General features: G+C 66.1%; 22 protein-coding genes. 14 read left to right on the forward strand and 8 right to left on the reverse strand.

Translation table 11 applies throughout. The features are described 5' to 3' along the window. Nucleotides 1-57 precede the first annotated feature (57 nt). Together purF and AC5Y5O_RS13765 are read right to left on the reverse strand one after the other, a co-directional pair. On the reverse strand, nucleotides 58-1,593 hold the full coding sequence (gene purF, locus AC5Y5O_RS13760; RefSeq protein WP_096290170.1) for an amidophosphoribosyltransferase: 1,536 nt from the start codon (nucleotides 1,591-1,593) through the stop codon (nucleotides 58-60). Between the two features lie 136 nt (nucleotides 1,594-1,729). After that, entirely contained in the window at nucleotides 1,730-2,119 is a 390-nt protein-coding gene (locus tag AC5Y5O_RS13765) for a sterol carrier family protein (RefSeq protein ID WP_096290171.1), read from the reverse strand. 19 nt (nucleotides 2,120-2,138) lie between these two features. On the opposite strand from AC5Y5O_RS13765, the gene AC5Y5O_RS13770 reads away from it, so the two are divergent. After that, complete coding sequence (locus AC5Y5O_RS13770) at nucleotides 2,139-3,344, forward strand: MCE family protein (RefSeq protein ID WP_096290172.1); 1,206 nt, start codon at nucleotides 2,139-2,141, stop codon at nucleotides 3,342-3,344. Nucleotides 3,345-3,380: 36 nt separating this feature from the next. Beyond that, nucleotides 3,381-4,673 carry an HAD family hydrolase gene (locus tag AC5Y5O_RS13775; protein WP_500025585.1) on the forward strand — a complete coding sequence of 431 codons (1,293 nt, stop codon included), beginning with the start codon at nucleotides 3,381-3,383 and terminating at the stop codon, nucleotides 4,671-4,673. Nucleotides 4,674-4,679: 6 nt separating this feature from the next. Here AC5Y5O_RS13775 and purL read toward each other — a convergent pair whose 3' ends face one another. Together purL and AC5Y5O_RS13785 are read right to left on the reverse strand one after the other, a co-directional pair. Continuing rightward, nucleotides 4,680-6,956 (reverse strand): phosphoribosylformylglycinamidine synthase subunit PurL, encoded by a 2,277-nt coding sequence (gene purL / locus AC5Y5O_RS13780; protein WP_500025605.1) that lies wholly within the window; start codon nucleotides 6,954-6,956, stop codon nucleotides 4,680-4,682. 50 nt (nucleotides 6,957-7,006) lie between these two features. Beyond that, nucleotides 7,007-7,795 carry a helix-turn-helix domain-containing protein gene (locus tag AC5Y5O_RS13785; RefSeq protein ID WP_096290175.1) on the reverse strand — a complete coding sequence of 263 codons (789 nt, stop codon included), beginning with the start codon at nucleotides 7,793-7,795 and terminating at the stop codon, nucleotides 7,007-7,009. A 125-nt stretch (nucleotides 7,796-7,920) separates the two neighbouring features. On the opposite strand from AC5Y5O_RS13785, the gene AC5Y5O_RS13790 reads away from it, so the two are divergent. Beyond that, nucleotides 7,921-8,319 (forward strand): nuclear transport factor 2 family protein, encoded by a 399-nt coding sequence (locus AC5Y5O_RS13790; protein WP_096290176.1) that lies wholly within the window; start codon nucleotides 7,921-7,923, stop codon nucleotides 8,317-8,319. Nucleotides 8,320-8,439: 120 nt separating this feature from the next. Here the strand turns inward: AC5Y5O_RS13790 and AC5Y5O_RS13795 are convergent, their stop codons facing one another. Continuing rightward, nucleotides 8,440-8,787 carry a VOC family protein gene (locus AC5Y5O_RS13795; RefSeq protein ID WP_500025586.1) on the reverse strand — a complete coding sequence of 116 codons (348 nt, stop codon included), beginning with the start codon at nucleotides 8,785-8,787 and terminating at the stop codon, nucleotides 8,440-8,442. A 10-nt stretch (nucleotides 8,788-8,797) separates the two neighbouring features. Further along, the gene (locus AC5Y5O_RS13800) at nucleotides 8,798-10,066 is read right to left on the reverse strand and encodes a M18 family aminopeptidase (protein ID WP_096291378.1); all 1,269 of its coding nucleotides are present in this window, start codon (nucleotides 10,064-10,066) and stop codon (nucleotides 8,798-8,800) included. A gap of 10 nt (nucleotides 10,067-10,076) precedes the next feature. Between AC5Y5O_RS13800 and AC5Y5O_RS13805 the strand changes: the two genes are divergently transcribed. Together AC5Y5O_RS13805 and AC5Y5O_RS13810 are read left to right on the forward strand one after the other, a co-directional pair. Beyond that, nucleotides 10,077-11,138, forward strand: a complete 1,062-nt coding sequence (locus tag AC5Y5O_RS13805; RefSeq protein ID WP_207768627.1) for a Dyp-type peroxidase — start codon at nucleotides 10,077-10,079, stop codon at nucleotides 11,136-11,138. Continuing rightward, nucleotides 11,135-11,935 (forward strand): family 1 encapsulin nanocompartment shell protein, encoded by an 801-nt coding sequence (locus tag AC5Y5O_RS13810; RefSeq protein WP_096290179.1) that lies wholly within the window; start codon nucleotides 11,135-11,137, stop codon nucleotides 11,933-11,935. The genes AC5Y5O_RS13805 and AC5Y5O_RS13810 overlap by 4 nt, the downstream gene beginning before the upstream one ends. Nucleotides 11,936-12,042: 107 nt before the next feature. Here the strand turns inward: AC5Y5O_RS13810 and AC5Y5O_RS13815 are convergent, their stop codons facing one another. Then, nucleotides 12,043-13,746 carry an MOSC domain-containing protein gene (locus AC5Y5O_RS13815; RefSeq protein WP_500025587.1) on the reverse strand — a complete coding sequence of 568 codons (1,704 nt, stop codon included), beginning with the start codon at nucleotides 13,744-13,746 and terminating at the stop codon, nucleotides 12,043-12,045. A gap of 249 nt (nucleotides 13,747-13,995) precedes the next feature. On the opposite strand from AC5Y5O_RS13815, the gene AC5Y5O_RS13820 reads away from it, so the two are divergent. The 7 genes from AC5Y5O_RS13820 (at nucleotide 13,996) to AC5Y5O_RS13850 (ending at nucleotide 20,322) form a co-directional block, all read left to right on the forward strand. Beyond that, nucleotides 13,996-14,865, forward strand: a complete 870-nt coding sequence (locus AC5Y5O_RS13820; RefSeq protein WP_096290181.1) for an alpha/beta fold hydrolase — start codon at nucleotides 13,996-13,998, stop codon at nucleotides 14,863-14,865. A gap of 77 nt (nucleotides 14,866-14,942) precedes the next feature. Beyond that, a complete protein-coding gene (locus tag AC5Y5O_RS13825; RefSeq protein WP_096290182.1) occupies nucleotides 14,943-15,644 on the forward strand; it encodes a TetR/AcrR family transcriptional regulator in 702 nt (233 codons plus the stop codon). Continuing rightward, on the forward strand, nucleotides 15,641-16,297 hold the full coding sequence (locus AC5Y5O_RS13830) for a TetR/AcrR family transcriptional regulator (RefSeq protein WP_165796483.1): 657 nt from the start codon (nucleotides 15,641-15,643) through the stop codon (nucleotides 16,295-16,297). Before AC5Y5O_RS13825 ends, AC5Y5O_RS13830 begins: the two co-directional genes overlap by 4 nt. A 139-nt stretch (nucleotides 16,298-16,436) precedes the next feature. Next, nucleotides 16,437-17,486, forward strand: a complete 1,050-nt coding sequence (locus AC5Y5O_RS13835; RefSeq protein ID WP_500025588.1) for a zinc-binding dehydrogenase — start codon at nucleotides 16,437-16,439, stop codon at nucleotides 17,484-17,486. A gap of 42 nt (nucleotides 17,487-17,528) precedes the next feature. After that, nucleotides 17,529-18,218 (forward strand): haloacid dehalogenase type II, encoded by a 690-nt coding sequence (locus AC5Y5O_RS13840; RefSeq protein WP_500025589.1) that lies wholly within the window; start codon nucleotides 17,529-17,531, stop codon nucleotides 18,216-18,218. Between the two features lie 170 nt (nucleotides 18,219-18,388). Next, entirely contained in the window at nucleotides 18,389-19,840 is a 1,452-nt protein-coding gene (locus AC5Y5O_RS13845; RefSeq protein WP_500025590.1) for a dihydrolipoyl dehydrogenase family protein, read from the forward strand. 14 nt (nucleotides 19,841-19,854) lie between these two features. Further along, entirely contained in the window at nucleotides 19,855-20,322 is a 468-nt protein-coding gene (locus AC5Y5O_RS13850) for a cupin domain-containing protein (protein ID WP_500025591.1), read from the forward strand. On the opposite strand, the gene AC5Y5O_RS13855 is transcribed toward AC5Y5O_RS13850, so the two are convergent. Then, nucleotides 20,316-20,714: a VOC family protein gene (locus AC5Y5O_RS13855; protein WP_096290186.1), complete on the reverse strand. Its 399-nt coding sequence runs from the start codon at nucleotides 20,712-20,714 to the stop codon at nucleotides 20,316-20,318. The genes AC5Y5O_RS13850 and AC5Y5O_RS13855 overlap by 7 nt on opposite strands. 255 nt (nucleotides 20,715-20,969) lie before the next feature. Here AC5Y5O_RS13855 and AC5Y5O_RS13860 point away from each other — a divergent pair, with 255 nt between their 5' ends. Further along, entirely contained in the window at nucleotides 20,970-21,434 is a 465-nt protein-coding gene (locus tag AC5Y5O_RS13860; protein WP_500025592.1) for a YbjN domain-containing protein, read from the forward strand. 144 nt (nucleotides 21,435-21,578) lie between these two features. Beyond that, a complete protein-coding gene (locus AC5Y5O_RS13865) occupies nucleotides 21,579-22,385 on the forward strand; it encodes a lysophospholipid acyltransferase family protein (RefSeq protein WP_096290188.1) in 807 nt (268 codons plus the stop codon). The last annotated feature ends 34 nt before the right edge of the window (nucleotides 22,386-22,419 follow it).

The raw sequence follows: 22,419 nt of genomic DNA on the forward strand, positions 1-22,419 counted from the left end.
CGATAAAGGCTACCGGTAGGCGCTTCGCGCCGGTATCAAACGTCTTGAAGGATTCCGTCAGTGGTTGACAGGAACCTCGTCGGCCGCGACATCGCCGAGCTCCGCGCCGCGCGCGGCGTTGGCGAGCATGTGCTCAATGACGTTCTTACCCAGCGCTGTCTCGCTGGGCAGCTCGATCGGGTACTTACCGTCGAAGCAGGCGGTGCACAGCCGGGAGGCCGGCTGCTCGGTCGCGGCGATCATGCCGCGCAGCGAGATGTAGCCCAGCGTGTCGGCGCCGATCGCATGCCGCACCGCCTCGAGCATCTCTTCCTCGTCCTCGACGGCGTTGGCGATCAACTCGGCCGGTGACGGGAAGTCGATGCCGTAGAAGCACGGCCACTTCACCGGAGGCGAGGCAATCCGCACGTGCACCTCGACGGCGCCGGCCTCGCGCAGCATGCGCAACAAGGCACGCTGGGTGTTACCCCGCACGATCGAGTCGTCGACGACGATGAGCCGCTTGCCGCGGATCACCTCTTTGAGCGGGTTGAGCTTCAACCGGATGCCCAACTGACGGATGGTCTGGGACGGCTGAATGAATGTCCGCCCGACGTAGGCGTTCTTCATCAGGCCCTGCCCGTAGGGAATGCCGGACTCCTGCGCGTATCCCACCGCGGCCGGGGTGCCCGATTCCGGCACACCGATCACCAGGTCGGCGTCCACCGGGCGTTCGCGGGCCAGCCGGCGGCCGATCTCCACCCGGGCGCCGTGCACCGATCGACCGCCGATCGTGCTGTCCGGCCGGGCCAGGTAGACGTATTCGAAAACGCAACCCTTGGGAGTCGGGTTGGCGAAGCGGGTGGAGCGCACGCCGTCGGCGTCGATGGCCAGCAGTTCGCCCGGCTCGATGTCGCGGACGAACGAAGCGCCGACGATGTCGAGCGCGGCGGTTTCGGAGGCCACCACCCAGCCGCGGTCGAGGCGTCCGAGCGAAAGCGGCCGCACCCCATGGGGATCGCGGGCCGCATACAGCGTGTTCTCGTCCATGAACGTCAAGCAGAAGGCGCCGCGCACGGTCGGCAACAGTTGCAGCGCAGACTGTTCCAGAGTGGAGTCGGCCGCACCATGGGCGAGCAGCGCGCCCAGGATGTCGGAGTCGGTCGTCGCCGGGGCCGGGGCGCGCTTGGCGATCAGCCCGGCGTCACGGGCCTGGCCGGCAAGCTCAGCGGTGTTGACCAGGTTCCCGTTGTGCCCCAAGGCAACCCCGGTACCGGCCGCGGTGTTGCGGAACACCGGCTGGGCGTTTTCCCAGGTGGTGTCGCCGGTGGTGGAGTATCGGCAGTGCCCGATCGCGACGTGGCCCGGCATGGCGGCCAGCGTCTGCTCGTCGAACACCTGACTGACCAGGCCGAGGTCTTTGAAGACCAATACCTGAGATCCATCCGCGACGGCGATGCCGGCGGCTTCCTGACCGCGATGCTGCAGCGCGTAGAGGCCGTAGTAGGTGAGTTTGGCAACTTCCTCGCCCGGGGCCCATACCCCGAATACACCGCACTCTTCACGGGGCGAGTTCAGGTCCTGCTCGGATACATCTGATCCAGCGACGGTCACGGTGGGCGGCTCCCTAGCGAGGGGTAGTGACTCCTCGGAGTTTACGGGCACGTAAGCCCAGCGGACGAATCCGTTGGGCGTGTTGAGCACGAATGTTCTCGGCGTGTCACCCTAAACCTGCAGTTCAGAGTTATATTCAGCTCACATCGAATAAGGGCAACCAGTGGTCAATTTCACCCGCACGCGACCCGGAGAGCGTTAATAATCCGTTCGCTTTTGCGTCGGCGAGTGTCAACATCCCGGTGGCCAGCAGCAGCCAGGTGCGCGGATCGGTCTCGACGATGTTGGGCGGTGTGCCGCGGGTGTGCTTCGGCCCCGCCACGCACTGCACCGCCACGAACGGCGGGATCCGGACCTCGACGCTGGCACCGGGGGCCAGCGCGGCCAGAGTGCGCGCGGTGAGCCGGACAGCGGCCGCCAGGGTGGCGCGATCGGGTGGCGGGCCGGTTTGGTCGCGCAGCCAGTCCGCGACGGTCATCAGGACCTGACGCGTCTTGGCCGGATCGGCAGTATCGCGGGCGGCCATGCCTTAGGGTCTCAGAACCATGGATCCGCGCCGCGGGCCACCGTATAAAACCGTCGGCCTCGTGACGATCGTGGTCATGGGGCTCATCGGGCTGGTCCTGTATTCGCAGTTTCGCGGTGATTTCACACCCAAGACGAAGTTGACCCTGGTAGCCCCCCGGGCGGGATTGGTGATGGATCCCGGCTCGAAGGTCACCTACAACGGTGTCGAGATCGGCCGGGTGGCCGGCATTTCCGAGATCACCCGAGACGGCAAGCCGGCCGCCAAGGTGGTGCTGGACGTGACTCCCAAGTACGTCAACATGATTCCGGCCAACGTGGCGGCCGAAGTGAAGGCGAGCACGGTGTTCGGCAACAAATACGTTGCGCTGAGCTCACCGAAGAACCCTGCGCCACAATCGATTACACCTTCGATGGTGATCGACGCTACGACGGTCACGACCGAGTTCAACACTGTCTTCGAGACGCTGACGTCGATCACCGAGAAGATCGACCCCGTCAAGGTGAACCTGACGCTGTCCGCGACGGCACAGGCGCTGGCCGGGCTGGGCGAAAAATTCGGCGCATCGTTACTCAACGGCAACGCGATCCTCGACGACGTGAACCCTCGGATGCCGATGATCCACTTCGACATTGCGCGGCTGGCGGCGCTGGGTGACACCTACGCCGACGCCGCGCCGGACTTGTGGAATGCGCTCGAGCACGCGATGACCACCGCGCGAACCATCGACCGCCAGCTTGGAGATCTGGATGTGGCGTTGCTGGCGGCGGCGGGATTGGGCAACGGCGGCGCCGACGTGTTCGGCCGGGGTGGACCCTATCTGGCACGCGGTGCGGCCGATCTCGTTCCCAGCGCCCAACTGCTGGACGAGTACAGCCCCGAGATCTTCTGCACCATCCGCAATTTCAACCAGGTCGCACCCAAGATCCACGTCGCGCTCGGCGACAACGGGTACGCGCTGGGCGCCCACTCGTCGGGCTCGATCGCGGGAGCGCCCAACCCGTACACCTACCCGGAGAACCTGCCGCGCACCAACGCCCGGGGCGGGCCCGGCGGCCGGCCAGGATGCTGGCAGTCGATTACCCGCGAACTGTGGCCCGCTCCCTTGCTCGTCATGGACACCGGCGCCAGCGTGGCCCCATACAACCACTTCGAGGTCGGTTCACCGGTTGCCGTGGAGTATGTGTGGGGCCGCCAACTGGGCGACTACACCATCAACCCCTGAAGAGAGGTCCGAACAGAGGCGATGACAATCGCACGCTTGGCTGCTCACCGGGCGGCGTCGCTCGCTCGTCGGCTCACGGCATTGACGATCACCGCGGCAACGCTGTCGGTGTCGGGTTGCGGCGACTCCGGCGACCATCGCGAAGGCGACGCCAGCGACAACGGCTGCCGCACGCTGGCCGCCGATCCTGGTTGGTATGGCGACAACCGGGACCGGCTCAACGCGATGGTCAGCCACCTCGGCACCTGCGGCAAGCTGGAACCCGAGACCGACGACCCTCCGCTGGCGTTGTTCGACTGGGACGGCACCATGGTGAAGAACGACATCGGCGACGCGACGTTCTTCTGGATGGTGCGCAATTCCAAGGTGCGCCAGCCCGCCGACGGGAATTGGCGCACCACAAGCTCGTACCTCACCGCTACCGCCGCGGCGGCGCTGGCCTCCGCGTGCGGCGCGCTGGCACCTGCAGGCCAGCCGTTGCCGACGGGAACCAACCCCGGATGCGCTGACGAACTGGTTTCGGTGTACAGCACTCGCCAGACACGTACGGGGTCAGCGGCATTCGACGGATACAACCATCGGCGCATGGCTCCCGCTGCCGCCTGGGCGGTGCAACTGCTCGCCGGCTGGACGGAGGCCGACGTCACCGGATTCGCCGAAACGGCCCGGAAGGAGAACCTGGACGCCCCCGAGGGCACCGAGCAGGCGGTCGGCAGTGGCCGGCAGGCCGGGTGGGTTCGCTACTACGCCCAGATGCGCGATCTGGTTGCGACCCTGCAGGCCAACGGATTTGACGTGCGGATCATCTCGGCCTCACCGGAGCCCGTGGTGCGGGTGTGGGCCGGCGACCTCGGAATCTCCGCCGACCGGGTGATGGGCACCCGCACCGAGCACGACGGCGACCTGCTCACCGCGCGGTTGACGTCCTGCGGTGGGGAGACCTCGATTCCGTTCAACGAGGGCAAACGCTGCCGGGTCAACGAGCAGGTGTTCGGCGTCGGGGGTCCGGCGGCGTTCGAGCAACGACCCGAGGATCGGCGCCAGGTGTTCGGGGCCGGCGACTCCGACGGCGACGCCACGTTCACCGCGGACGCGACCGCGCTGCGCCTGGTGATCAATCGCAACCAGATCGAGTTGATGTGTTTGGCCTATGCCAATCTCGACGGGCGATGGCTGGTCAACCCGATGTTCACCACCCCGTTGGGCGCCAGCCCGCCCTACCCTTGTGCGACACAGGGTTTCGATGCACCCAACGGCGGCCAGGCGCCCTTGCTGCGCCCTGATGGCAGCCCCGTGCCCGACCAGCAGGACCGCGTGCACGCGGGATAGCTCCGGTCAGCCGAAGAACCGCGGCAGCACCGCTTCGGACGTCGCACGCAGTTCGGCCAGTGACACCGTGAACAGGCCCTGAAATTCGACCGCGTCCGAGTCCTGGTCGACCACGCCGATGCGGACGGCGGGAAGTCCGCGCGCCTCGCACATCGAGCGAAACCGGCTCTCCTCGGTGCGCGGCACCGCCACCAGTATGCGTCCCGCCGTCTCGGAGAACAACGTCACGAACGGATCGCTGCCCTCGGGAAGCACTATGCGGCAACCGGTTTCACCCGCCAGAGCCGACTCCACAATGGCCTGGGCCAAGCCGCCCTCGGACAGGTCATGGGCCGCGGTCACCAGCCCGTCGCGAGCTGCCGCGTTGAGCACCTCGGCCAGCAGCTTCTCCCGCTGCAGGTCGACCGCGGGCGGCAAGCCACCGAGATGGTCGCCGGTCACCTGGGCCCAGATCGACCCGTCGAACTCGTCGCGGGTGTCGCCGAGCAGCAACAGGGACTCTCCCGCGTCGGTGCCCAGGGCCGTCGGGATACGCTGGTCGACATCGTCGATTACGCCCAGCACCCCCACCACCGGCGTGGGCAGAATCGCGATCGACCCGGTCTGGTTGTAGAAGCTGACGTTGCCGCCGGTCACTGGAATCCCCAAGGCCACACAGCCATCGGCGAGCCCCCGGACCGCCTGGGAGAACTGCCACATCACCCCCGGATCTTCGGGCGAGCCGAAGTTGAGGCAGTTGGTCACCGCGACCGGGACGGCCCCGGTGGCCGCGACATTGCGGTAGGCCTCGGCCAGCGCCAGCTGGGCTCCGGTGTAGGGGTCCAGCTTGGTGTAGCGCCCCGACGCGTCGGTCGACAGCGCGATGCCACGGCCGGTGGACTCGTCGATGCGCAACACCCCACCGTCGGCGTGCTCGGCCAGCACGGTGTTGCCGCGCACATAGCGGTCGTACTGCTCGGTGATGAATGCCCGGCTGCACAGGTGCGGGCTGCCCAGCAGCGCAAGCAAAGTCGCGCGCAGCTCCTCACCGGTGGCCGGCCGGGGCAGGCTGGCCGAGGTGTCGGCATTCAGCGCGTCCTGCGATTCCGGGCGAGCCACCGGGCGTTCGTATACCGGCCCTTGATGCGCCACGGTGCGCGGCGGCACGTCGACGACGGTCTCGCCGTGCCAGGTGATGCGCAACCGGTCGCCGTCGGTGACCTCACCGATGACCGTCGCCAGCACCTCCCACTTGCGGCACACCGCCAGGAAAGCCTCGACGTTCTCCGGAGCGACGACCGCGCACATCCGCTCCTGCGACTCGCTGGAGAGGATCTCAGCCGGCGTCATGTTGGCCGCCCGCAACGGCACGGTCTCCAGCTCGACCCGCATTCCGCCATCCCCTGCGGATGCGAGTTCTGAAGTCGCACAGGATAATCCGGCGCCGCCGAGGTCCTGAATGCCGATCACCAACCCGGCCGCGTACAACTCCAGGCAGCACTCGATGAGCACCTTCTCGGTGAACGGGTCACCAACCTGCACCGAGGGCAGCTTCTTGCGGCCGGTGGTGCCGCCCTCGTCGCCGCCGAAGGTCTCCGACGCCAGTACGGATACGCCGCCGATCCCGTCCAGGCCGGTGCGCGCGCCGAACAGGATGATCTTGTTGCCGGTTCCCGAGGCGAAAGCCAGGTGCAGGTCCTCCTTGCGCAGCACCCCGACGCACAACGCGTTCACCAACGGGTTGCCCGCATACGACGCGTCGAAGACGGTCTCGCCGCCGATGTTGGGCAGGCCGAGTGAGTTGCCGTAGCCGCCGATACCGCGGACCACGCCGTCGAGCACGCGGCGGGTGTCGGGCGCGTCGGCGGCGCCGAACCGCAGCTGGTCCATCACGGCGACCGGCCGGGCACCCATGGCCATGATGTCGCGCACGATGCCGCCCACACCGGTGGCCGCACCCTGGTAGGGCTCCACGTAAGACGGGTGGTTGTGCGACTCCACCTTGAACGTGACGGCCCACCCGTCGCCGATGTCGACGACACCCGCGTTCTCGCCGATGCCGGCCAGCATGCCCGCGCGCATCTGCTCGGTGGTGGTCTCACCGAAGTAGCGCAGATGGACCTTGGACGACTTGTAGGAGCAGTGTTCGCTCCACATCACCGAGTACATCGCCAACTCGGTGTCGGTGGGCCTGCGGCCCAGAATCGCGCGAATCCGCTGGTACTCGTCGTCTTTAAGGCCCAGTTCGCCGAAGGGCTGCGGCTGGTCGGGGGTGGCGGCCGCATGTTCGACGGTGTCGGCCACGTGAGTACGGGCGCCCGCTCCGGAGACAGTCACGCACACAGTCTAAAGAGCTAGCCGCCGCGCAGCAGGCGGGCGCTTTCGGCGTCGGCCGGATAGAACAATTCGACGGCCAATTCGGCGAGCGTCACGTCGAGCGGAGTGCCGAACGTCGTCAGCGTGGTGAACATCGACAGCCGTTGACCGGCGCCGGCATCGAGCACGAACGGAACGAGCAGCGACGTGGCCTCCGATGGCGTGCCCCACGGGTTCGCGGTTGTTGCGACGCCGGGGTATCCGCGCACTTCGTCGCACAGCGCCTGCAACGCCGGGTCGCCCGTCAGCGCAATCGTCCGCTGCAGCTGGTGCAGCAGGTAGCCGGCCCATTCTCCGAAATTCAGCGTCCGCCCGGCCAGCCCGTCGGGATGCAGGCACAGCCGGTAGACGTTGATCGGCGGGCCGAGCAGCTCCCCGGGCAGGCCTGCGGTCAGCGCGGACGCGGCAACGTTGGCCCCCACGATGTTCCAGCACCGATCGATGACCACACCGGGGTAAGGGTCGTGCGCATCGAGGAGCCGCTGGATCGCGTCGCGAGCCGGGGACAGCGCGGCGTCGTCGAGTGGGCGCGACCGGTAGCGCGGGGCGAACCCGGCGGCCAGCAGCAGCGCGTTGCGCTCGCGCAAGGGAATGTCGAGGCCCTCGGCCAGCGTCAGCACCATCTCCGGGCTCGGACGCGAGCGCCCGGTCTCGATAAAGCTCAGATGTCGCGCCGACACACCCACACTCGACGACAGGTCAAGCTGGCTGACCCGCCGGCGCGTGCGCCATTCGCGCAACAGAACACCGACCGGCGCGTTACTCACGCACTCACGGTAGCCACGATGCGTACCCGAGGCGATGACCTCGGAGGTAATTGTGCTGCCGCAGGGCACGCGGACACGCTTGCCTGCAACGCGCTCATTCGGAGCGTCGACCCCTGGAGGAAATCATGACCGACATCGCTTCCGCTGCGCCCAAGTTCAGCGCCGAGCTGTTCGCGGAGTTTTGGGCCGCTCCCGACTTGTCGCGTGGATTGCACATTTTGGCCGACGACATCGTCGGTTATTGGCCGGGCGACACTGAGCCGGTCCGCGGGATTGCGGCTTACACGGCTAAGATCGCCGAAATACTCGATGCCGCACCGGATTTGCAGCTCCACGTCGTCGACAGCGCGACGGTCGCCGGGTCCGCCGCGGGTGAACAGCTGGTGTTCTTGCACTACACCGGCCGGGGCACCGGGCCGGACGGCCCGTTCCAGATCCGCGGCCTCGACCGGGTGCGGACTCGCGACGGCCTGGTCGTGGAGAACGTGATCCGTTACGACCCGCTGTTTCTGGGGCAGGGCTGAACTCAGCCCACGATCTCGGCGAGCGCCGACCGGCACGCTGCTCCTCCACGCGCTGACGTGACCGACCGCGGGCGCCGGATTCGACGGGCTCGTCGACGCGCTGTTCGACGGCGTATCGAGCTACTGACGGGTCACGCAGAACACGTTGCCCTCGGGGTCGGCCAGTACTACCCAGCGAAAATCATCTCCGAAGCTGTGCCGACCCACCTCGGTGGCTCCCGCGGCCGTCAGCCGCGACACCTCTTCGTCCACGTCCGCAGCACCGAAATCCAGGTGCACGCGGTTTTTGCCGGGAGTGGGATCTGGCACCTTCTGAAACCCGAGCTGCAGCCCCTCAGACAAGGTCACCACCGTGAATTCGTCGGCGAGCAAGTCGTGCGTCGTGCCGCCGAATTGGTCCGCCCACCAACCGGCCAACGTCGACGGATCGCTGCAGTCGATGGTGATCATTTCCACGTGGAGTGCCATACGCGAAACCCTACGTCGCCGGCGACAAAAACGCTTGCAGCGCAGCGGAATACGCGGCCACATCGTGAGCACCCATCAATTCCCGCGCGGAGTGCATCGCGAGCTGAGGCGCGCCGACGTCGACGGTGGGGATGCCGGTTCGCGCCGAGGCCAGCGGCCCGATCGTCGAACCGCACGGCAGGTCGGCGCGATGCTCGTAACGCTGCAGCGCCACCCCGGCCTGCTCACACGCCAGCGCGAACGCCGCCGCCGTTCGTCCGTCGGTGGCGTACCGCAGATTGGGATGCACCTTGAGTACCGGTCCGCCGTTGATGGCGATCAGGTGGCCGGGCTCGTGACGCTCCGGGTAGTTCGGGTGAGTGGCATGCGCCATGTCCGCCGAGGCCAGCAGCGATACCGGCAGCCGCCGCAGGAAGTCTTCCCGGCTGCCGCCGGCCGCCAGCACGATGCGTTCCAGAATCGTGCTCAGCAGGTTGGACTGTGCACCGTGGTCCGACGACGACCCGACCTCTTCGTGGTCGAACAGCACCAAGACCGCCACGTTGCCCCGCGGTTCGGCACCCAGCAACGCCTCCAAGCCCGCGTAACAACTGGCCTGGTTGTCCAGCCGGGGTGCGCTGAGCAGACTCGCGTCGGCGCCGAGCACCGTGGACGGGGTCAGGTCGTGCGTCATCAGGTCGGCGGCCAGCACATCGGTCGGTGCGACCCCGGCGCGCTCGGCCACGTAGTCCACGAATCCACGTGCTTGGTCGGCTTGTGCGTTCGAGCCCCAGACCGCGTTGACGTGGCGCTGCGGGTCCAGGGTCACCGACTTGCGGTCCTCGGCCAGATGGATGGCCAGTTGCGGCACGCGCAGGATCGGGTCGTCGATCCGGACGAGCCGATGGTCGACCGCCGAGCCGTCCCGCACCGACAATCGGCCGCTGAGTCCCAGATCGCGGTCCAGCCACGAGTTCAGCCACGCCCCGCCATAAGGCTCCAGCGCCACCACCTGCCAGCCCGCGACGACCCGGTCGGGATGTTGCTTGACCCGCAGGTTCGGGCTGTCGGTGTGCGCCCCGACGATCCGGAACGCACCGTCGGGGCCGGGTGTGTTCCAGGCGACCAGTGACCCGGCGCGGACGGTGAAGAAGCGCCCCGGATCTGCGGGCCAGGGGTCGGCTTCGCGGAGTTCGGTGTAGCCGGCGGCGAGCAACCGGTTCGCGGCCGTCGCGCAGGCATGGAACGGGGACGGAGAGGCGTCGATGAATTCGCAGAGGCCTGCGGCGCTGGCCGACATGTTCAACATCATGGCTGTTCGTTGCCGCGCAGTTCACGCTAGGGTCGGCAGAGTGCCGACGGTCCAGCCCCAGCCCATCCTCGCTCCGTTGACACCTGCCGCGATTTTTCTGGTGGTCACCATCGACGACGGCGGCGAAGCGACCGTCCACGACGCGCTGCCCGACATCTCGGGGCTGGTGCGCGCCATCGGCTTTCGCGACCCGACCAAACGCCTGTCGGTGATCACCTCGATCGGCTCGGCGGCCTGGGATAGGTTGTTCGGCGGGTCACGGCCCGCCGAACTGCATCCGTTCATCGAGCTGAACGGACCGCGGCATACCGCGCCTGCCACCGCCGGCGACCTGTTGTTCCACATTCGAGCCGAGACGATGGACGTGTGTTTCGAACTGGCCGGCCGCATCCTCAAGTCGATGGCGGACGCGGTCACCGTCGTCGACGAAGTGCACGGTTTCAAATTCTTCGACAACCGCGACCTGCTGGGGTTTGTAGACGGCACCGAAAACCCCGACGGCGCAATCGCTGTCAGCGCAAGCACGATCGGCGATGAGGACCCCGGCTTCGCCGGCTCCTGCTATGTCCACGTGCAGAAGTACCTACACGACATGACGGCATGGGAATCGCTGTCGGTGACCGAGCAGGAACGGGTGATCGGCCGGACCAAACTGGAGGACATCGAACTCGACGACGATGTGAAGCCGTCCGACTCGCATGTCGCGCTCAACGTCATCGAAGACGACGACGGCAACGAGCTGAAGATCATCCGGCACAACATGCCATTCGGCGAACTCGGCGCCGGCGAATTCGGCACCTACTACATCGGGTATTCGCGCACACCGGAGGTCACCGAACGGATGCTGCGCAATATGTTCATCGGCGACCCGCCCGGCAACACCGACCGCATCCTGGACTTCTCGACCGCCGTCACCGGCGGGTTGTTCTTCTCCCCGACCGTCGACTTCCTCGACGATCCACCTCCCCTTCCCGCGCCACTCGAGACCGTGCGACCGGAACCGTCCCCCGCCCCTGAGGGCACACTCGCGATCGGCAGTCTGAAAGGAACCAGTCCATGACGAACAATCTGTACCGCAATCTGGCACCGGTAACCGATGCCGCCTGGGCGGAAATCGAATTGGAGGCGACGCGAACGTTCAAGCGACACATCGCCGGGCGCCGCGTGGTCGACGTGAGCGAGCCGGGCGGTCCGGTCACCGCCGCGGTCAGCACGGGGCGTCTGGTCGACGTTCAGGCACCAACCGATGGTGTGGTCGCACACCTGAGGGCCAGTAATCCCCTTGTCCGACTTCGGGTTCCGTTTACCCTGTCCCGTACCGAGATCGACAATGTCGAGCGCGGTGCGCAGGACTCGGATTGGGATCCGGTCAAGGAAGCCGCCAAGAAGTTGGCATTCGTCGAGGACCGGGCCATCTTCGAGGGCTACCCCGCCGCGCAGATCGAGGGCATTCGCGCCGCCAGCTCGAACAAACCGCTGACGTTACCGGCGGATCCGCGTGAGATCCCGGACGTCATCACCCAAGCCATCACCGAGCTGCGGCTGGCCGGCGTGGACGGCCCGTATTCGGTGTTGCTGGCCGCCGATGTGTACACCAGGGTCAGCGAGACCACCGAGCACGGGTATCCGATCCTCGAGCACATCGACCGGCTGGTTCCCGGTGACATCATCTGGGCGCCCGCCATCGACGGCGCGTTCGTCCTGACCACTCGGGGCGGTGACTTCGATCTGCAGCTGGGCACTGATGTGTCGATCGGCTACACCAGCCATGACGCCGACTCCGTACAGCTGTATCTGCAGGAAACCCTGACGTTCCTGTGCTACACCGCCGAGGCATCGGTCGCGCTGGGCGCCTAGAACAGGCTCAGCGCAACGACTTTCGCGCTGACTTCCCGAGCCTGTCATTCTGCAGGCAAAGTGCAAGTGGAGGCCTGCGAAATTACGGGCTCGACGGGCGCGGGCGATCAGAGGTCGAGCACCAGGTCGCTGTCGGGAGCCGCGGAGCAGACCAGCACCGTGCCCGGCCCGGGCGGCTCCAGCGGCGCTTGGACGTATTTCGTGGTACCTGTCACGACCCCCGTCTCGCAGATATGGCACACACCGCTTCGGCAGGAGAAGCGAGTCGGCACGTCGCAAGCCTCGGCGAAATCGAGGATGGTGCCGTAGTCGGCCGACCAGTTGGCGGTAAGTCCGCTGCGGGCGAAGGTAATTGACGGCCCGGTTCCCGGCGGGCCGGCCGGCGGGTGTGGGGGCGTCCGTGCAGCTCCGCCGACGACACCGGGATTGATCGGCGGCAGTGCACCGAACAGCTCGCTGTGGATACGCGTCGTGTCCAGACCCGCGGCAGCCAGCGCCTCGCGCATATCGGCCATGAATTGGGTAGGGCCGCAGAGATACGCCGCGGCGTCGGCCGGCAGTCCGAGCGCCGCGATGGCCCGCTGATCCAATCGCCCCCGCGTCTCGGTGTAGGACACCTGCTGGCGAGCATGCGGCAACGACTCGATCAGGATCGTGACTTCGGTTGCAAAGGCTTGAGTTTCGCGATTGCGGCTGGTGTGCAGCCACCAGATGTCGCGGGCACTGTGGGCCGCCGCGAGTGCGTGCAGCATCGCCAAGACCGGGGTGATGCCGATTCCCGCCGACATCAATACCACCGGCCGGTCGTCGTCGGCGAGGTAGAAATCGCCGCGCGGCGCCGCCGCTTCTAGAACCAATCCGGGTTCGATGTGCGCGTGCAACCACCGACTGGCCAAGCCATGCTCTTCCCGTTTGACGCTGATGCGGTAATGATCGCCCACGGCGGGATTGCCCGAGAGCGAATAGCTGCGCAGCGGTACGGGATCGCCGGCCCCGGGAATGCGAATGGTGAGGTATTGCCCCGGCAGTGCCGCGGGCAGCGAGGCGCCGTCGTCGGCCGCAAGGCGGATCGACAGCACCGAGGGACTCTCGCGGTGCGTTGCCGTGACCCGCAACGGCCGAAACCCGTTCCACCCGGGCTCGACTCCGATGGCAGGACCCGCCTGCGTCTGTAAGGCGAGCATGTCGTTGAAGGATTGCTGCCATCCGGGACTCAGTGCCGGGACGTCGACAATCTTGCGCAGCGTATCGCCATCTTTGTTCGGCAGGTACAGCAGTGCGTCGACATCGGCGACACTGAGCTCGTGGCGGCCGCGGCGGGTTCGCACGATGTCGTCGCCGGCTTGGACATGGCCCTCGGTGATCACGCGGAAGTAGAACCCTGGACGATGTTGGGCGACAAGGAGGTTGGGCATCTCCGGTTCGTCGAGCCTTAGCCCAATTCTGAAGCAGGTGACCCGTGGTTGGGTAACTTCGAATTCGGCATCGCCGATGCGGTAGCGGTCGCCGATGCAAACGTCGAAGTCGGATAGCCCGGTGATGGTGAAATTTTCGCCGAAATTGCCCGGAACCAGATCGTTACGCTGGAGGTAGTTCTTCCAAAAGTCGTACGACTCGGTCTGGTAGACCATGACCGCGCGCTGCTCGCCGCCGTGGCCGCCGAGATCACCCTGTCCGTCGCCGTCGAGGTTGAGGCGTCGCGCCATGACCGGGCCCTGGACCGGCGACTTCCAGATCCCGGTATAGACGGTGTTGTCGCGCCACTGCACGTTTTTGGGCATGCCCACATTCACCGACACGAGCCTGCCCACGGTTGTCTCCTCTGGCTTTGAGTGAGCCTAGATCAGCGGCTCGCCGCCGTCGACTTTCGACGTCATATCGGCCATGAAAGTCTTGTTCACGCGAACAGCTCCTCAACGCGGTTAGATTGGGATGCCCAACCCAGAATATTCCCGGAGCGCCCCGACCGTCAACTGTTCCGGAACTATTGCGGGGTGGTGGCTTTGGTGCATACTGGGATATATATCCCAAAATCCGGAAGGTCGGGCAGGAGGAATCCCATGCCGGCTGTTCATCATCGTTACGCGACCGTCGACGGCCATCGGCTGTTCTACCGTGAGGCAGGGGACGTGGGTAAGCCGGCGCTGGTTCTGTTGCACGGGTTTCCGTCCAGCTCCCACATGTTCCGGCACCTGATTCCGGCGCTGGCCGACCGCTACCACGTGATCGCCACCGACCACCTGGGCTTTGGATTCTCCGACGCCCCGGCCGTCACCGAGTTCGACTACACCTTCGATGCGCTGACCGACCTGACCGCGGGCCTGCTGCGCAGCCTCGGGCTCGATCGGTACGCGATCTACGTGCAGGACTACGGAGCCCCGATCGGATGGCGGTTGGCGCTGCGTGAGCCGTCCTCAGTTACCGCGATCATCAGCCAGAACGGCAATGGCTACGACGCCGGCTTCGTGGAGAGTTTCTGGAAGACCGTGTGGGCCTACCAGGCCAACCCGACCGCGCAGACCGAGGCCCCGGTACGCCAATTTCTCACGTTGGACGCGACCCGCTGGCAATACGTCACCGGCGTGGCCGACGAGACGCTCGTCGATCCCGAGTGCTGGCATCACGACTTCGCGCTGCTGTCGCGGCCCGGCAACGACCTGGTGCAGCTGAAGCTGTTTCGCGACTATGCCACCAACGCTGCGATGTATCCCCGGGTGCACGAGTATTTTCGCACCACCGGGGTTCCGCTGCTCGCGGTGTGGGGCCGCGGCGACGAGATCTTCGGGCCCGCCGGCGCCGAAGCGTTCGCCGACGACCTGCCCGACGCGCAGATTCATCTGCTCGACGGCGGGCATTTCCTGCTGGAGTCCGCCCTCGACGAAGTCACCGGGCTGATCCGCAACTTCCTCGAGGCTCGCGTGCCCGCCTAACCGGGCCCGCGGGCGGCGCGGATAGCAATGGGCTGCATATCCCATAATCAGCGGCGTTCGCGAGTTAGCCTGACGCGATGGCCCATTCCGATGTTCAGGACGAACAACGGTTGACCGCCAAGGGGCGTGCCACCCGCGATCGGATTGTGCAGGCCGCGGCCCAGCTCATCGTCACCGAAGGCTTGTCGGCCTCCAACATGGAGAATGTGCGCAAGGCCGCGTCGGTCAGCGGCTCTCAGCTCGCCCACTATTTCGCCGACAAGGGCGCATTGATTCGCGCGGTGATCAGACGCCAGATCGGCGTCGTTCTGGACTTCCATCGCCAGCCCCTGCTCGGCGACCTGGACTCGTTCGACGACTTCGAGCGATGGATCGATCTGAACATGCGTTACCTGCGTCGTATCGGAACCTCCGGTGGCACACCGACCTACCATGCGCTGACCGCCCAGCTGGCCAAGTCCGACGACGAGACCCGCGCCACCTTGGCGACGGGTTACTGGCAGTGGGTAGATCTGCTCGAGCACGCCATCCAACGGATGAAAGACACCAGGGTCCTGGTCGCCGGCGCCAATCCACGGGAACTGGCGCTCGCCATCGTCTGTGCGCACCAGGGCGGCGGCACGTTGGCCTTCACTTACCGGGCGGCGTGGCCGCATGCCGATGCCACCCGGTTCGCGGTCAACTACCTGCGAATGTTTGCCGCCCATGCCGGCGAACGCACGCCCCGGCCCCCGCGACGTCCCCGCGGGCGGCACGGAAAGCATAGGGCGGCAACGTGACTGAGGGAAAGTCTCCGTTCACCCGCAAAGGACAGGCAACACGGGCGCGCATCGTCGAGGCCGCCGCCCGGCTGATGTTCCAGCGCGGCGTGGCCAACACCAGCATCGACGAGGTACGTAGCTCCGCCGGGGTGGGCGGGTCGCAGATGTCGCACTACTTCCGCGACAAACGTGACCTGACCCGTGAGGTCATCGCCGCGCGCCGCAATGACGTCATCGAGTTTCATACCCAACCCCGACTCGGGGGCCTCGACAGCATCGCGGCGCTGCAGGCCTGGGCCGACGCCTGCGTCGACAACATCGACACCGTGTATCGGCTGAACGGATGCGTCTACGGGTCACTGGCCGGAGAACTGATCGAGGCCGACGACGAAGTTCGTGACGACCTTGCGCACGGCTACGACCGGTGGCTCGAACTGTTCCGCCATGGCATCGACGCGATGCGCCGCCGCGGCGATCTGCGCGCCGACGCCGACCCACGGCATCTGGCCGTCTCGCTGGTCGTCGCGCATCAAGGCGGCGCGATGATCACGCACGCCACCGGTGAGGCCGAACCACTGCGGGTCGCCGTCAACGCCGCCGTAGATTATGTACGTTCCTTCGAGGTCAATGCCCGAAGCCGAAAGAACCTGGCGCGCAAGAGAAAAGTCTGAGCACCGCATCCTGACCCATTTACCGATCGGCCCGGGCTGGACAATTTTGGGCTGAGCGGCCCATAATAATGGGTTATACGACCCATTATTATGGCGCGCCGACGTCCAAGTCTGACCGAAGATTGCAAAGAGGCATGTCATGACCACCACCAGCCATGCGACCGCGCTGCCGACCGCTCCGGCAGTGGTACGCGAGCAGCCCGGCGGGGACACGATGCGGGCGATCATTCTGACCGGGTTCGGGGGTCTGGACCGGCTGGTCCATACGGAGATCCCCAAACCACTGCCCAAGGCGGGCGAAGTAGTAATCGAAGTCAAGGCCTTCGGTGTCAACCACGCCGAAATACACATGCGCCGCGGCGAGTGGGCCGAAGCGGCCGAAGTCAGCGGCATCGAATGCGTCGGCATCGTCGACTCGTGCCCGGGCGGCGAGTTCCCGGTCGGCGCCAAGGTCGCCGCACTGATGGGTGGCCTGGGCCGAACTGTCAACGGAAGCTATGCGGAGTACACCCGGGTACGCGCGGCGAACGTCACCCTGATGGAATCCGACCTGCCGTGGTCGCAACTGGCGGCCTTGCCGGAAACGTATGCGACGTCCTGGACTTGCCTGTTTCGCAACCTCAAGCTGACAGCCGGACAGACACTCGTGATCCGTGGCGCGACGTCGGCGCTGGGCCAGGCCGCGTTGAAGATGGCGGTCATCACCGGAGCCAACATCATCGCCACCGCCCGCAGCGAGAAGCGCTTTCCCATGCTGGAGCAACTCGGCGCCGCTCGCGTCGAATTGGAACGGCCCGACCTCGCCGCTCACATCGCCGAGGCCAAGCACATCGATGCGGTGCTCGACCTGGTCGGCAACAGCACCATCCTCGATTCCCTGGACATGCTGCGCGTGGGCGGCACCGCCTGCCTCGCCGGCTGGCTGGGCGGACTCGCGCCTATTGGTGACTTCAACCCGTTGGCACGCATGGCCAGCGGCGTGAGCTTCTCCTTCTTCGCCAGTCCCGTCTTTGGAAATCCGGGCTTCGAGGTGTCGAACATACCGCTGAGCGAGATCGCCCAAGAAATCGCCGACGGCAAGCTCGCCGCGAAGCCGGCGCGAGTCTTCTCATTCAGCGAGATTCGCGAGGCGCACCGGGTGGCGGAGTCGGGCGAGGCCGGCGGAAAGATCGTCGTGGTGCTGGATTAGCCGCGGACTGGACACCGATCAGGAGTTGGGAAAACATTAGGCATGCCGACGACGCCGTCTGTCCTCATTTTCGACGTGAATGAAACGTTGATCGATATCGATTCTCTTGCACCGCTTTTCGGCGAGCTGTTCGGCGACCAGCGGATGCTTCGTGAGTGGTTCGGCCAGCTCGTCACATACTCGATGACGGCCACGATGGCCGATTGCTATGTCGACTTCTTCACCCTCGGTCGCAGTGTACTGCACATGCTGGCCGACGCCTACGGGGTGCAGGTCACCGACGCCGACGCGGGCCGCCTGCAAGAGCAGATGCGCACCATGCCTGCGCACCCCGATGCAGCAGGATCGCTGGCCACGCTGCGCGACAACGGTTTTCGATTGGTGACGCTGACGAACTCACCACACCGGGCCGGCGTCGCTACGCCGCTGGACAATGCCGGGCTGGCACCCCTTTTCGATCGACAGCTCAGCGTGGAATCGTGTCGCGCCTTCAAGCCATCGCCCGTGGTCTACCGGCACGCCTGCGAGGCACTCGGTGTGGCGCCGGCGGATTGCATGATGGTGGCCGCCCACGTATGGGATCTACTCGGCGCGCAGAACGTGGGTTTGAGCGCCGCGCTCGTCGCCCGCCCGGGCAATTCCCCGCTGCGGGCCGAGGGGCTGCCGCAACCGACGATGGTGGTCGACGACCTGCACCAATTGGCCGACCGGCTCATCGCCGGGCCGGGCTGAGTCCGCCACCATGCACCCATCCGGCACCCCCAATGTCCCGCGTCATTCTTTTGCCCCACAACGTCATTCACCATGTCGCCGGGTAATCACCACATTGCTCCCAGCCGTTTTGGGCAACTGAGCGCCATGCAACACCACCGCGACCAACCGAACGAGAGGCGATTTCAACGATGGCATCCGATGCAGAATTCGACGTGGTGATCCTTGGGGCCGGACCCATTGGGCAGAATGCCGCGGAGCGCGCCCGGGCCGCGGGCCTGCAGGTCGCGATGGTGGAGCGCGAACTCGTCGGAGGCGAATGTTCTTACTGGGCCTGTGTACCCAGCAAAGCATTGTTACGCCCGGTCCTGGCCCTGGCCGATGTCCGGCGCGTCGACGGAGCCCGCGAGGCGGTGACGGGGCCGATCGACCCGCCTGGCGTGTTCGGGCGACGCAACCGCTATGTGACCAACTGGGACGACAGCGCCCAGGCCGACTGGGTGGCCGGAATCGGTGCCACACTGGTGCGCGGGCACGGCCGGTTGAGCGGGGCGCGAGCAGTCACCGTGTCCAAGTCCAGCGGCGAGGACGTCACGCTGCGTGCTCGGCACGCGGTCGTGGTGTGTACCGGAAGCCGGTCCGCACTGCCCGAGCTTCCCGGCATCGTCGAGGCCCGGCCATGGACAAACCGTCATGCGACGGACAGCAGCCACGTCCCTGGGCGCCTCGCGGTCGTCGGCGGCGGCGGAGTCGGGGTCGAGATGGCAACCGCGTGGCGTGGCTTGGGTGCCTCGGTGACGCTGTTGGCTCGGGGATCGGGACTGCTGCCGAGGATGGAACCCTTCGTGGGCGAGTTGATCGGCCGGGGGCTGCAAGACGCGGGTGTGGATCTGCGCCTGGGTGTATCAGTGCGGACACTTCACCGGTCCGACCCGGCCGGACCGGTGACCCTCGAACTCGACGACAACACCGAATTGACGGTCGACGAGGTCCTTTTCGCCACGGGCCGCGCACCGCTCACCGACGACATCGGTCTGGATACGGTGGGCCTCGAGCCGGGAAGCTGGCTCGAGGTCGACGACACCTGCAGAGTGAAAGCCGTGTCCGAAGGCTGGCTCTACGCGGCGGGTGACGTCAACCATCGCGCCTTGCTGACGCATCAGGGCAAGTACCAAGGACGCATCGCCGGCGCGGCGATCGGGGCCCGTGCCGCGGGCACACCGCTGGATACCACGCCCTGGGGGACCCATGCCACGACGGCCGATCATTTTGCGGTACCGCAAGCCTTCTTCACCGATCCCGAGGCAGCCGCCGTCGGCCTGACGGCTGAGCAGGCCGTGCAGGCCGGTCATCGGGTACGCACTGTCGACATCGAAATCGGTGAAGTCGTCATGGGCGCCAAACTTCACGCCGACGGCTACCGTGGCCGAGCGCGTATGGTGGTCGAGGAGGATCAGCGTTATTTGCTCGGGGTGACTTTGGTCGGTCCGGGTGCCACCGAATTGTTGCACTCTGCCACCATCGCCGTCGCGGGCCAGGTTCCTATCGCCCGGCTCTGGCACGCGGTGCCATGCTTTCCGACGATCAGCGAACTGTGGCTGAGACTCCTTGAGGCTTACCGGGATGCGGATAACCGAGAGTAGCGACAGGAGCGCAGATGGCCACCGCTGACGGATTTCACCCGGACTTCGACGACACCGGGCGGCAGGTCCCGCACGGCCGGGTGCACCACATCAAAGCCTCGGACATCAGTTCTGACACCGCGCAATCGGAAGGGCTGCGGCGCTTCGCGGCGCTGTCCGGCAAGTCGGTCGGCGCCGAGAAGCTGTGGATGGGCGAGACTCACGCGCTACCCGAGACCGTCTCCTCCAACCATCATCACGGCGAGTCCGAGACCGCCATTTATGTGCGAAGCGGCCACCCCGAGTTCGTCTTTCACGACGGCGTTGACGAGGTGCGCATCACGGCCGCGCCCGGCGACTACGTCTTCATCCCGCCGTATCTGCCGCACCGCGAAGAGAATCCCGACCTGAACACCATCGCGGAGGTGGTGATCGCGCGCAGCAGCCAGGAGGCGATCGTGGTCAATCTGCCCGCGCTCTACCCGCTCGAAAGCGATCAGTAGACCGCGATCTCGACGAGATTCCCGTCGATGTCCCGGCAGTAGTGTGAGGTCATCGGCCCCAGCGCACCGCTCTTGGTGACCGGTCCCGCGGTGATCTCGACACCGCATGCCTGCAGGTGCGCACGCACCTCGCAGGGGCTGGAATCGGTGATGAAGCACAGGTCTTCGGAGCCCGCCGCTTCGACCGCCCCGGTCACCCAGTCCGGATCGTCGGCGAGCGCGCCGATGGGCCGCAGGTTGATCTTCTGATTTCCGAATCTCAGCGCGGTGCGCCCGGCCAGCCCGAACGTCTCACGCGTCATGCCGAGCACTCGCTCGTACCACGCCGCGGTCGCCTCAATATCGTTGCAGTTGACCACAATATGGTCGAACCGTTGCACCGCGAACCCCATCTTCAACCCTCCTGGCGCGAACTGAGAACGAGACTACTTCACCGACGCCGACGAATTCGACATCGACCGCGTGGCCGGCTGGTCGAACCTTTCGGTCCGTGTCCTGCCCTGAACGCTTCGGTCGTATTCCGTTGCAGGGCAGTTCACTTCGCGTGACCGGTTCGTTACAAACTCAGCAAATTCTCACCAGTTTCTTTGCCGACACATCGCTCGACTCAAAGGATCCGTAAAGCCGCAGGCCTCACCATTAATCTCATGACGACTGAGGCGTTGTCCGCCGACTTGATCGAACGCTACCTGTGCACCCGTGGCAGCCGCTACTTCCGCGGCCAGCACGACGGTGAATTCTTCTACGTCGCAAACACCCGTCCGCGACGGCTGCATGTCCACCTCGGGATCTCTCGTTGGCACCGCGACGAGTTCACGATTCAGGTCACGCCCGGCTGCTTCTTCCCCGCCGCCGACGGTGACGAGCTGGCAGAGCTTGCCGACTCGTGGAACCGGCGCAGCCGCGACGTCGTGGTGACCGTCCACGGATCCTCTGACCCACAGCGGGTCGGCGTCCTCGCGCGCAGCTCCCGCAAGGTTCGGGAACCCGTCGACTTCGACGACTTCGCGACCTACATCGACCACACCATCGCCGCCGCGATCGAGTTCTTCGCCGGTGTGGACTCGGTCGCCGAGTGCCCCTCGCAGCCGTTGGTGTTAGACGCCGGCTGAGCCGTCCCCGATGCGTGGAACCCGCAGCAAACGGATATGACATTCTCCCAAAAAGAGAGTAACCTATGTCAAACGCGGTGTGCCCTGGGGTAACGGCCTCGCGCTGGCAACTACTGGTAGGAACACAACCGCGGGGGAATCGCGATGGGCAACGCCGAGGAAGACAGCCTCGAAACCGCCAAATGGGATCCGGCGTTCACGCAACAGGTGCGCAACACCGTCGGCCCGGTGGTCAATCGCTGGTTTCGGGCCGAAGTCCGAAACCTCGACAACGTTCCGCCGGCCGGTGGGGCGCTGGTGGTGTCCAACCACTCCGGCGGCATCTTCACGCCCGACGTGCTGATCTTCTCGTCAGCGTTCTACGACAAATTCGGTTACGGCCGCCCGGTGTACACCCTGGCTCACTACGGGGTATTCCTGGGACCGTTGGACGGCTGGCTACGCCGGGTGGGCGTTATCGAAGCCAGCCGCGAAAACGCGGCCACCGCGCTGCATTCGGGCGCGGTCGTGTTGGTCTTTCCGGGCGGTGACTACGACTCCTACCGGCCCACGCTGAGCGCGAACACCATCGACTTCAACGGGCGCACCGGCTATGTGCGAACCGCCATCGAAGCCGGAGTGCCGATCGTGCCCACTGTCTCGATCGGGGCTCAAGAGACCCAGCTGTTCCTGACCCGCGGCAACTGGCTAGCCCGCAAGCTGGGAATCACCAAGGCCCGCATGGACATTCTGCCCGTCAGCTTCGGCTTCCCGTTCGGGCTGAGCGTCATCTTTCCGCCGAACCTGCCGTTGCCGTCCAAGATCGTCACCGAGGTGCTCGAGCCGATCGACGTGATCGCCGAGTTCGGCAAGGACCCCGACATCGACGAGGTCGACGCCCACGTGCGTTCGGTGATGGAAGCCGCGCTCAAGCGGCTGGCCGCCCAGCGCCGCTTCCCCATCCTGGGCTAGCCGGCTAATGCTTCAGGTGGCCGCGATCCACGAC

It is taken from the genome of Mycobacterium sp. NGS40, assembly GCF_059812735.1.

Bases quoted from the DNA above. Each gene is read 5' to 3' on its own strand.
- AC5Y5O_RS13805 (WP_207768627.1), top strand. From the start codon at position 10,077: ATGGCTGTTCGTTGCCGCGCAGTTCACGCTAGGGTCGGCAGAGTGCCG.
- AC5Y5O_RS13810 (WP_096290179.1), top strand. From the start codon at position 11,135: ATGACGAACAATCTGTACCGCAATCTGGCACCGGTAACCGATGCCGCC.
- AC5Y5O_RS13765 (WP_096290171.1), bottom strand. From the start codon at position 2,119: ATGGCCGCCCGCGATACTGCCGATCCGGCCAAGACGCGTCAGGTCCTG.
- AC5Y5O_RS13860 (WP_500025592.1), top strand. From the start codon at position 20,970: ATGACGACTGAGGCGTTGTCCGCCGACTTGATCGAACGCTACCTGTGC.
- AC5Y5O_RS13825 (WP_096290182.1), top strand. From the start codon at position 14,943: ATGGCCCATTCCGATGTTCAGGACGAACAACGGTTGACCGCCAAGGGG.
- AC5Y5O_RS13800 (WP_096291378.1), bottom strand. From the start codon at position 10,066: ATGTCGGCCAGCGCCGCAGGCCTCTGCGAATTCATCGACGCCTCTCCG.
- AC5Y5O_RS13850 (WP_500025591.1), top strand. From the start codon at position 19,855: ATGGCCACCGCTGACGGATTTCACCCGGACTTCGACGACACCGGGCGG.
- AC5Y5O_RS13790 (WP_096290176.1), top strand. From the start codon at position 7,921: ATGACCGACATCGCTTCCGCTGCGCCCAAGTTCAGCGCCGAGCTGTTC.
- AC5Y5O_RS13820 (WP_096290181.1), top strand. From the start codon at position 13,996: ATGCCGGCTGTTCATCATCGTTACGCGACCGTCGACGGCCATCGGCTG.
- AC5Y5O_RS13770 (WP_096290172.1), top strand. From the start codon at position 2,139: ATGGATCCGCGCCGCGGGCCACCGTATAAAACCGTCGGCCTCGTGACG.
- AC5Y5O_RS13835 (WP_500025588.1), top strand. From the start codon at position 16,437: ATGACCACCACCAGCCATGCGACCGCGCTGCCGACCGCTCCGGCAGTG.
- AC5Y5O_RS13845 (WP_500025590.1), top strand. From the start codon at position 18,389: ATGGCATCCGATGCAGAATTCGACGTGGTGATCCTTGGGGCCGGACCC.
- AC5Y5O_RS13795 (WP_500025586.1), bottom strand. From the start codon at position 8,787: ATGGCACTCCACGTGGAAATGATCACCATCGACTGCAGCGATCCGTCG.
- AC5Y5O_RS13855 (WP_096290186.1), bottom strand. From the start codon at position 20,714: ATGGGGTTCGCGGTGCAACGGTTCGACCATATTGTGGTCAACTGCAAC.
- AC5Y5O_RS13865 (WP_096290188.1), top strand. From the start codon at position 21,579: ATGGGCAACGCCGAGGAAGACAGCCTCGAAACCGCCAAATGGGATCCG.
- AC5Y5O_RS13840 (WP_500025589.1), top strand. From the start codon at position 17,529: ATGCCGACGACGCCGTCTGTCCTCATTTTCGACGTGAATGAAACGTTG.